Origin of the sequence: Flavobacterium pasteuri (genome assembly GCF_048286615.1) — a bacterium.
Taxonomy (GTDB): domain Bacteria; phylum Bacteroidota; class Bacteroidia; order Flavobacteriales; family Flavobacteriaceae; genus Flavobacterium.
In genome coordinates this window covers 150,580-157,175 of the sequence record NZ_JBLVPN010000009.1, presented here as the reverse complement: position 1 = coordinate 157,175, position 6,596 = coordinate 150,580, and the positions used below count along the sequence as shown (strand labels likewise).

The window sequence follows — 6,596 nt, the reverse complement described above, 5'->3', positions numbered from 1 at the left end:
TTTTTATAGCAAAATCGAGCTTAGAGAGGTCTATAGACTCGACAAAGGCATCAATAAAACGTACTTGATTATCGGGACTTATAGTGTCTTCTAAACTTGAAAAACGCATTTGTTGACAGGAAATACCTGTGATGTGTTGCATTCTTAAAAATAAGAATAATCTTCTTTTTACACAAGTATTTTGTTATATTTGTTTGTAATAAAACGGAGGTTTTTTCTCAGACTGACGTTGGCGGTAATGCAACCAACGACATCACTAACTTCAACGAACTAGGAGCAAAATTCCTAAATAATTTTTGGATACAACTTCCCCTATTTTGGACACTTTCCCACAAATAAATTATTTGACCTTTGCAACATCACATAAAAATTAAAAAATTGACAATGCAAAAAAGAAAATTGGGTAGTTGCGGATTAGAAGTTTCTGAAATAGGAATGGGAGCAATGAATTTGAGTTTTGGTACAGGAAAAGCGGTTGAGTCAAGTGTAGGGATAAATGTAATTCGAAATGCCTTTGAAAAAGGTATAACATTTTTTGATACAGCCGAAGCTTATGGCCCGTTCACTAATGAAGAATTGGTTGGCGAAGCAATAAAACCATTTCGTAAAAACGCCATTATTGCTACAAAATTTGGAATGATTTCGGACACAGGTTTGAACAGCCAACCAGCTCATATTCGTAAAGTAGTTGAGGCTTCACTTAAAAGATTACAAACAGATTATATTGATTTATTGTATCAACATCGAGTTGACCCAAATGTCCCAATCGAAGACGTGGCAGGTACTGTAAAAGATTTGATTGCGGAAGGAAAAGTAAAATACTTTGGACTTTCAGAAGCTAACGCTGATACGATACGAAGAGCAAATGCAGTGCAGAATGTTTCTGCTGTTCAAAATCAATATTCTATTTGGACAAGAGAACCAGAAGCAAAAGTATTACCACTTTGTCAAGAATTAGGCATTGGCTTTGTCCCTTGGGGACCATTGGGAGCAGGATTTCTGACAGGAAAAATTAGTATTGACACTACATTTGATGCAACTACAGATTTGAGAGCAAATTTTCCACGATTTACAAAAGAAGCAATGACAGCAAATATGCCTTTGGTAGAAATGCTAAATGCTATAGCAAAAAGAAAAGGAACGACCACTGTACAAATCGCTTTGGCTTGGTTGTTGGCTCAAAAACCATTTATTGTGCCTATTCCAGGAATGGATAAAATAGAATATTTGGATGACAATATCAAAGCGGTTGATGTAATTATCACAGAAAGCGACTTGAATGAAATTGAACTCAATCTTTCAAAAATTGAAATTCAAGGCGACAGATTGAATAAAGAAATTTTAGATTGGTCAGAAATAGACTAATTCACCCATAAATTATTAAATAATGAAACATAAAATTAAAATCATTCTTCTAATTACCTTTTTGGTAAATATCAAAGCAATGGCACAATCAAAATCCGAAATCGAAATATTAACGCTATCCTCAACCATTTTTAAATGGGAGGTAGAAAACAAAATTGATTTACTTGAAAATATTTTTGATGAAAAATTTGTAGTTGTTGGTGGCGATGGGAGTAGCCAAAATAAGACCCAATACATTACATTATTAAGAAGTGGGAATTTTGAACACAATAGTATTGATATAACAGAACAAACAGCCACAGTGGTCAATAATACGGCAACGGTTGTAGGAAAAGGAAGATTTACAGTAACCATTTCAGGCAATAAAATAACATTGCTACTTTCATACATTGAAGTATTTACAAGACCAAACGCTAAGAAACCTTGGAAAATATTAGCAATGCACGCCACTGTCTTAGAAAAATAGAACCGTATGAAAATGAACTTTATATGTTTTATAATTTTGATATTCTCTAATTTAGAGATAGCCTGTTCACAATCAAAAAACACTAAAATGCAAGAAATGGAAGTAAGTGAAAATAAAGAAGAAGAAAGCCGAATTTTAGAAAAAAGCCGTCAACTCACTCAATTGATGATTGAAGCAAATACAGCCGAAATGAATAAAATTGTTGATATAGATTTTACGCTTACCCATATTACGGGCTATGTTCAGTCAAAAGCAGAGTGGTTTGCAGAAATTGATACTGAACGAATGAAATATTATTCCTATAAAGAAGTGAAGACTTTTGTCAAAATTGATGGAGATGATGCTACATTTGTAGGTCAAAACCTGTTAGATGCCCAAATTTGGGGTTCAAGAAATACTTGGCGTTTGCAACAAAAAATGGAATTAGAAAAACGAAATGGAGAATGGATTATACTAAAATCAGTAGCGACTACTTTCTAAATAAATGTAAATTAGCATTCTAAATATAATTTATATGAATCTACATAAAAACGAAATTGCGGAAATAAGATCTATTGCGGAATTTCATCGTTTATTTGGACTACCAAAACCATTACATCCATTAATTAGCGTAATAAATTTTGAAGAGGTCGATTTTATGTTGAGTAATGTTTGGAAGCATTTTGTAAACGATATGTATTCTGTTTCTATCAAAAAAGGAGAAACAGGTAAAATCAAATACGGTCAAACCGTTTATGATTTCGATGAAGGTATTATGACTTTAACAGCCCCAAAACAAGTTATTGCCATCGAAAAAGTGGAAGCTATAAAATTGACAGGTTTCAAATTACTTATTCATCCTGACTTCATTTATGGGTTTCCATTAGCAAAGACGATTAAAACGTATGGTTTTTTCTCATACACGAACAATAAAGCATTGTTTCTATCAGACAGAGAAGAAAAAATAATTTTAAATCTTTTCAAGTCTATTGAGCAGGAATATCAAAACAATATTGACCAATATAGTCAAGAAGTAATAATTGCCAATATTGAGTTGTTACTAAAACATATTGACCGATATTACAATCGACAATTTCTTACCCGAAAGAACATCAGCAACGACACTTTATCGCAAGTTGACAACCTATTGACAGATTCTTTTAATAACGAACTTACCGAATTACCCACGGTTCAGTATTTGGCAAATCAATTAAACATAACTACAACCTATTTAAGTGACTTGCTAAAAAATATTACAGGGCAAACAGCACAACAACACATTCACGAAAAACTAATAGAGAAAGCCAAAGAATTACTCTCAACCACAAATCTATCAGTTAGTGAAATTGCCTATCAATTAGGCTTTGAATTTCCACAGTCATTTAATAAACTGTTCAAAAACAAAACCAACGTTTCGCCTTTGGAATTTAGACAATCCTTTAACTGAACAACGGAAGAAAAATACACTACCGCTAAAACAGATAAGGTTTCGTTGCGTGCGCAGCACGAACAATGAAACCTATGTTGAACGGAACCGATTACATACCGTCAACACTTATGGAGTTATCGTAAAGTTTAGAGAGAGAATTTCAAGAGGCAAGTGAGCCTCTTTTTTTGTGCGGTAATATCAAGATGGTTTTTACGTGTTTTCCTTTGCCGAAGTTTCGGGATTAGGCACACGTGCCCTTACCCATAATTTAGCTTTTACAGAGAAAGGAGTTTTGGCTACCGCCAAGATACCATGCAGGCGGACCACGCTGGTCAAAAACTGCTATTCGATGCAGATTACCTGTTTTGCAACACGTACATTTAGGCAAAAAAGGCTTTTTCTCTGCTTTTTCCAAAACTTTTACCTTGAGTTTTTCCTGCAAAAGCTTTAGCTTTTGCCGTTTCCAGTTACTGCTCAAAAAACCATAATGTCGTATTTTTACAAAACGTTTGGGCAAAATATGCAACGAAAATCTCCTAATAAATTCCTGATGCGTCAGTGTCATCTTCTTTTTTGCACCTGCTACTCGGTAATCTTTGTAATCAAAAGTCACATTTTGAGCATCAATACTTTCAATTCTGTTGTTGCTAATGGCGATTTTATGAGTGTAACGTCCTAGATATTCCACCACCGACTTTGTACTTCCAAAAATGACTAAGAAAGCAATCAAACACGCTTCAGCTGATGTTGGTTTAATCTTCTCGGCCAATAATCTGCACCGGATTTTTAACTTGATTCACCAGAAACTACTAAAACAGTATCTAAAAGTATTGGCGTTGTATTTTGGGACTCTAAGAACGTTTTTTGAAGCTTTTTATGGACTGTTTTTTTTTACTAATCGTAAAGCGACTTTTAAACGAAAGAATTTTAATTGTAGTTTAAATCACATATATTTACTCACTGATTAAACAAATGAAGTTCGCGTAAAGGTTTTTAGACGAACTGACGTTGGCAGAAATTTTTCTCAGAACCCCTCAAAATAAACGATGATAAGAAATTTAACAAATGGAACAAATAAAATTAAGAGAGTTAAATAACCTAGAATTACTTCAAGAACTGAAGAAATTGAAAACAAATAAAATAATTAATGCTACGCTTATAGGTTTACTTTTAGGAGTTTTTGCTTATGGTGCTGTGAAAAATGGATTTTCATTTTTTACTTTTTTCCCTTTGTTTTTTGTGCCTATTTTAGTGAATAGTGGAAAGAAAAAAAGCGAATTCGAAAAAGAACTAAAAAATGAAATAAACTATAGAAAAATAAGGTAAAATGACTAAAGCTTGTTTAAACTGCGGAAATCCAGTGATAGAAAAATTTTGTGAAAATTGTGGACATAATCAAGAATTAAAAAGAATTGACAAAAGTTATGCATTTCAGGAACTTTTAAACTTAATAGGTATTGAGAAAGGTTTTTTATTTTCTTGTAAAGAATTGCTAATTAAATCTGGAATAACAATTCAAGAATACATAAATAAAAACAGGCAAAAAGTAACTAAACCTGTAACTTTTCTTATTATTTCATCAATAATTTACACCTTGATTTCTCATTATTTCAAAACAGAAAACCCCTATTCTGAATTGTCTAAAAAAATATATGGAGACTCAAGTATAAATAACATAATGAATTGGATACAAGAAAATTATGGCTATGCCAATCTAATAATGATTCTACCTATTACTTTATGGTCTATGTTGTTATTCAGAAAGTACAAATACAATTTTTATGAAACATTTGTCTTGATCTGCTTCGTAATGGGTATGGGAATGCTTATTTTTTCATTAGAACCTATATTGAATTGGTTTTCAATAAAAACCTTTATTATCAACGAAAGTATTGTGCTAATAATAGCATTTTTATATATGGGTTGGGCAATTGGTCAATCTTACGAAAAGAAAATAAAAAATTATATCAAAGGAATTTTTACTTATTCTTTCGGTTTTATTACTTTCCAAATTGTAACTTTTGGAATTGGATTAGCCTATGATATAATTACAAATAAGTAAAGAAACTTCTACTAACCGCATATTTATGAAAGACGTTAACTCTCCAAATTTTACCGACTTAGGAGTGTTCATGAGAAAATTCAAATAACAAATATCTGCAGACTATTTAAAACCAACCAAAAAAACAGAATAATATATGAAAAAAATAATGCTACTCCTTGCCTATTTTACTGTTTGTAATTCTACCTATTCTCAAGCTGACAAAGTGGATAATGCAATTAAAGACTTGATGCAAAAAAATAGAATTGTTGGTTTGCAATTAGCCATAATTAAAGATAATGCAATTGTTAAAACAAGTCATTACGGATTATCATCTATTGAAGATTCAATTGCGGTTGATAGCCAGACTGTTTTTAGCATTAATTCCATTACTAAGGCATTTACAGGTGTTGCGATTATGCAATTAGTCGAAAATGGTACATTAAATCTTGACGAACCTATTTCAAAATATTTGGATAAGCTGCCTAAAAATTGGCAAAATATTACCGTAAAACAAATAGTAACTCATCAATCAGGGCTTCCTGAAATTTGGGATTCACAGGGAAATATGTTGTCTGAAAATAGTGAAACTTTATTCCAAAAAATAAAAGAATTGCCGCTTATTTTTAAACCTGGTAAAGAATTCAGAGACAGTCAAGCGAATTACCTGCTGCTTGGAATGCTAATTGAAAAAATAAGTGGACAGACATTTGAAAAATTCATTACAGAAAACCAGTATAAAAAAGCGGGAATGAAGAATTCTATCAAAGCTGGGATAGGCGATTTTTACAACATAATTAAGCACTCCGCAAAGCCGTATTCTTATTTTAGAAATAATGTTCTAACCAATGTGTATCAACCAATACCTTCAAATTTGTTTCCAGCCGGTGGAATCTATTCAACGGCAACTGAAATGGCGCAATGGATAATCGCATTACAAAGTAATCAATTAATTAATGCTGAAAATCTAAATACGCTTTGGACTCCAATTCGATTAGAAAATGGAGAAATATATCAAGAAGACGGTTTTCTGAATCAAAGTTCGATTGGTTTTTATTCCTCTTCAAGAGTCAAAAACCCTGTAATTGCTTCGCTCGGTGGTAATAGAAATGCTTTATACATTTATCCAAAAGATAATGTTTCAGTAGTGATTTTGACAAATTTAGTAGGTTCTCGTCCAGAAAATTTCATCGAAGAAATAGCAAATTTATACCTAACAGAAAATAAATAACACTAATGTCAAAAGTGCGCTCATGAACGAACATAAGCAAGCAACTTATTGACAAATATCAAAAAGGATTCTAGACTATTATAAT

Annotated in this window: 7 protein-coding genes and 1 pseudogene; 7 read left to right on the top strand and 1 reads right to left on the bottom strand. The window is 32.2% G+C overall.

Going from position 1 to position 6,596, the window contains the following annotated elements; all coding sequences use genetic code 11:
• The first annotated feature begins 384 nt into the window (after positions 1-384).
• The 4 genes from ACNQF6_RS13920 (at position 385) to ACNQF6_RS13905 (ending at position 3,257) form a co-directional block, all read left to right on the top strand.
• Entirely contained in the window at positions 385-1,365 is a 981-nt protein-coding gene (locus ACNQF6_RS13920) for an aldo/keto reductase (RefSeq protein WP_417966514.1), read from the top strand.
• Positions 1,366-1,387: 22 nt separating this feature from the next.
• Complete coding sequence (locus tag ACNQF6_RS13915) at positions 1,388-1,831, top strand: DUF4440 domain-containing protein (RefSeq protein WP_417966513.1); 444 nt, start codon at positions 1,388-1,390, stop codon at positions 1,829-1,831.
• A gap of 87 nt (positions 1,832-1,918) precedes the next feature.
• Positions 1,919-2,311 (top strand): nuclear transport factor 2 family protein, encoded by a 393-nt coding sequence (locus tag ACNQF6_RS13910; RefSeq protein ID WP_417966512.1) that lies wholly within the window; start codon positions 1,919-1,921, stop codon positions 2,309-2,311.
• Positions 2,312-2,345: 34 nt separating this feature from the next.
• Positions 2,346-3,257 (top strand): helix-turn-helix domain-containing protein, encoded by a 912-nt coding sequence (locus ACNQF6_RS13905; protein WP_417966511.1) that lies wholly within the window; start codon positions 2,346-2,348, stop codon positions 3,255-3,257.
• 250 nt (positions 3,258-3,507) lie between these two features.
• Here the strand turns inward: ACNQF6_RS13905 and ACNQF6_RS13900 are convergent.
• Positions 3,508-3,948: pseudogene (locus tag ACNQF6_RS13900) on the bottom strand (IS91 family transposase); the annotation flags it as partial.
• Positions 3,949-4,304: 356 nt separating this feature from the next.
• Between ACNQF6_RS13900 and ACNQF6_RS13895 the strand changes: the two are divergent.
• The 3 genes from ACNQF6_RS13895 (at position 4,305) to ACNQF6_RS13885 (ending at position 6,511) form a co-directional block, all read left to right on the top strand.
• Positions 4,305-4,565, top strand: a complete 261-nt coding sequence (locus ACNQF6_RS13895; RefSeq protein ID WP_417966510.1) for a hypothetical protein — start codon at positions 4,305-4,307, stop codon at positions 4,563-4,565.
• Between the two features lies 1 nt (position 4,566).
• On the top strand, positions 4,567-5,301 hold the full coding sequence (locus tag ACNQF6_RS13890; RefSeq protein ID WP_417966509.1) for a DUF3667 domain-containing protein: 735 nt from the start codon (positions 4,567-4,569) through the stop codon (positions 5,299-5,301).
• 136 nt (positions 5,302-5,437) lie between these two features.
• Positions 5,438-6,511 (top strand): serine hydrolase domain-containing protein, encoded by a 1,074-nt coding sequence (locus ACNQF6_RS13885; RefSeq protein ID WP_417966508.1) that lies wholly within the window; start codon positions 5,438-5,440, stop codon positions 6,509-6,511.
• Positions 6,512-6,596: the final 85 nt, after the last annotated feature.

Bases quoted from the DNA above. Each gene is read 5' to 3' on its own strand.
- ACNQF6_RS13920 (WP_417966514.1), top strand. From the start codon at position 385: ATGCAAAAAAGAAAATTGGGTAGTTGCGGATTAGAAGTTTCTGAAATA.
- ACNQF6_RS13915 (WP_417966513.1), top strand. From the start codon at position 1,388: ATGAAACATAAAATTAAAATCATTCTTCTAATTACCTTTTTGGTAAAT.
- ACNQF6_RS13910 (WP_417966512.1), top strand. From the start codon at position 1,919: ATGCAAGAAATGGAAGTAAGTGAAAATAAAGAAGAAGAAAGCCGAATT.
- ACNQF6_RS13905 (WP_417966511.1), top strand. From the start codon at position 2,346: ATGAATCTACATAAAAACGAAATTGCGGAAATAAGATCTATTGCGGAA.
- ACNQF6_RS13895 (WP_417966510.1), top strand. From the start codon at position 4,305: ATGGAACAAATAAAATTAAGAGAGTTAAATAACCTAGAATTACTTCAA.
- ACNQF6_RS13890 (WP_417966509.1), top strand. From the start codon at position 4,567: ATGACTAAAGCTTGTTTAAACTGCGGAAATCCAGTGATAGAAAAATTT.
- ACNQF6_RS13885 (WP_417966508.1), top strand. From the start codon at position 5,438: ATGAAAAAAATAATGCTACTCCTTGCCTATTTTACTGTTTGTAATTCT.